The sequence below is a fragment of the Acetivibrio ethanolgignens genome (assembly GCF_001461035.1).
Lineage (GTDB): Bacteria > Bacillota > Clostridia > Lachnospirales > Lachnospiraceae > Velocimicrobium > Velocimicrobium ethanolgignens.
Genome location: NZ_LNAM01000049.1, coordinates 263 through 2,910 on the forward strand (window position 1 = coordinate 263; position 2,648 = coordinate 2,910).

Below are 2,648 nucleotides of genomic sequence, written 5' to 3' on the forward strand. Positions count from 1 at the left end.
TATAGCATTTGTACATTTTTATTTTGGATTTTTTGTACATATATATTGTACCATTTATAGGAGTTTTCTGACTACGGATACCAAGGGTGACCTTTACCGAAACTATGCAGGCATCGCCAAGAAATACTATGGGTACCACACCGCAGTCATTGACTTAAGAAACCCAACTAGAAGTGATGGCGATAATATGCTCCATTTGGTAAACAAGTACATGGATGAGTATCTGGCAGATCATAACAACTTAAGTGCCAAGGCAAAGGCAGAAAAGTATGCAAAGATTACTGCCAAGACAATCATATCCTCTGGGGGAGCCGACAGTGCCAGCTACGGACAAAATGCATTCTTCTATGATGCCGCAGAAGGTGTGCTGACCGCAGTCATCCTGTTAATAGCAGAATTCTGTCCCAAGGAGAAAAGACACATCATTAGTGTATTTAAACTGATTCAGGATTTACTGGCGCCATCCAAGGTAAAAGGAAGAAATCAGTTTCAGTTGCTTATGGCAAAGCTTCCGGATACCCACAAAGCCAAATGGTTTGCCGGGGCAGCTTTGAATACCGCAGAGCAGTCCATGCAGTCTGTTCTTTCCACAGCACTCTCCAGACTAAACTCTTTCCTCGATTCTGAACTGGAGCAGATACTGTGCTTTGATACCGCTATCGATGCTGAAATGTTTTGTAAGCAGAAGACAGCGGTATTTTTGGTTATGCCAGAAGAGGACAATACCAAGTATTTTATTATCTCTCTGATTTTGCAGCAGCTCTACAGGGAAATCCTTGTGGTGGCAGATGAGAACGGAGGGAAGCTGGACAACCGTGTTGTTTTCTATTGGGATGAGGTCGGAACCATACCGAAGATTGAGAGTGCGGAGATGATGTTCTCGGCATCCCGTTCCAGAAGGGTAAGTATCGTACCTATGATACAGTCCTTTGCACAGCTTAATAAGAACTACGGAAAGGAAGGGGCAGAGATTATCATCGATAACTGTCAGGATACCATCTTCGGTGGATTTGCACCGAACTCAGAATCCGCAGAGGTACTGTCCAAGAGCCTTGGAAACAAGACGGTCATGTCCGGCTCCATCAGCAGGGGAAAGAATGATCCCAGCCAGTCCCTCCAGATGATACAAAGACCATTAATGACACCGGATGAGTTAAAGTCCCTGCCAAAAGGAAACTTTATTGTGTCAAAAACAGGCAGCCATCCCATGAGAACCAAGCTGAAGCTGTTCCTAAAGTGGGGTATTACCTTTGAGGAACCATATGAGATTGAGGAAAAGTCAGCGAGAAAGGTAGCCTATGCAGACAAGCAGGAGATTGAAGAAGAGATTATCCGCAGATATATGTGCTGTGTGGATGAGGAGCCGGAAAGCACGGAACAAGGCACTGCATCCAGAAGTGGTGGCATGCTGCAGTCCCAGATGAATGAAACGGTGGCAAAGGTCAGACAGGCTCTCAGAACAGAGGATTAGGTGATTAGTTGAGCAAAAAAGAAATATATGAAGCAGAACTGCCCCATAGGGCTGTGGCGGTATATCTGTACCTAAAGGATCGTGCAAATAAGGAAGGCATCTGCTATCCGGCAATCGGTACCATTGCCAGGGAACTGCATTTGTCTGTCAGCACCATAAAACGTGCCATCAGCGATTTGGAGGAGAACGGATTTATACGCAAGAAACAGCGCTGGCGTGATAATGGAGGCAGAAGCAGTCTGCTGTTTGAAATAATAAAGTAAGCACAAAGGGGATACTGCGTAGGTTAGGTGAACTATGGTATGGTTCACCATGACCTATGCAGGGAACTTTTCACTTTAAGGATTAGGACAGAGAAAAGATAAAATATATATTACAGAATCAAAGTATAGTGAAGATATAAATAGGCTTAAAAACGAAATTGGGACATAGATTGTCAAATTTAGGACATTTGCACAATTCATGTTATGAATTATGTTAAATTGCTCAAAAACTAAAGAGGTAGAATCTATATGACTAATAAAATAGTAGAGACACTAATAAATAAACAATCTCAAAACGAAATAATAACAAATGAAGATGAGCAGATATATAGATATGGATATATTTTATTGTGTGAAGTTGTTTTAAATTTAGTGATAGCCTTAATAATAGGAATTGTATTTTTGAAAACAAAGGAGATAATGTTTTTTTTGTGCGTTTATATTCCGCTAAGAAGTTTTTGTGGAGGATGGCATGCAAATAAAATTTGGAAATGTACAATAATATCAAATGCAATATTGTTATTGCAAGTGTATTGTATAGAAAATATAGTCAATCTCATATCAAGCGAAAGAATGTTGATAATATGTTTTTTTAATATGATTTGTGTATTTTTTTTGGCGCCAATAGAAACGGAGAAGAAAAAAATTAGTCATGAAGAGAGGCTGATTTATAGAAAAAAAATAAAGGTAATGTTAGTGCTTCATCTAATAACAATATTAGCAACAATACTTTGGGATAACAAGCAATTGGAATTTAGTATTATGTTTGCGTATATAACACAAAGTGTTATGTTATTATTGGAAATAGCGAAAATTTCACTTTCTAAAAGAGTTATTTTTAGAAAAAATCAAGAGTACAGCTTTGAGGAATAAAAACTTTTCGCATTAATTTTAAAAAATTTATAGCCATTTAC

At 39.0% G+C, this 2,648-nt stretch carries 3 protein-coding genes; all 3 read left to right on the forward strand.

Going from position 1 to position 2,648, the window contains the following annotated elements; all coding sequences use genetic code 11:
* Nucleotides 1-1,471: type IV secretory system conjugative DNA transfer family protein (locus ASU35_RS03660; RefSeq protein WP_242861192.1), on the forward strand; the 1,471-nt coding region annotated here is incomplete at its 5' end.
* An 8-nt stretch (nucleotides 1,472-1,479) separates the two neighbouring features.
* Nucleotides 1,480-1,734 carry a helix-turn-helix domain-containing protein gene (locus ASU35_RS03665; protein ID WP_058351710.1) on the forward strand — a complete coding sequence of 85 codons (255 nt, stop codon included), beginning with the start codon at nucleotides 1,480-1,482 and terminating at the stop codon, nucleotides 1,732-1,734.
* Nucleotides 1,735-1,983: 249 nt separating this feature from the next.
* The gene (locus ASU35_RS03670; RefSeq protein ID WP_058351711.1) at nucleotides 1,984-2,607 is read left to right on the forward strand and encodes an accessory gene regulator B family protein; all 624 of its coding nucleotides are present in this window, start codon (nucleotides 1,984-1,986) and stop codon (nucleotides 2,605-2,607) included.
* Nucleotides 2,608-2,648 lie beyond the last annotated feature (41 nt).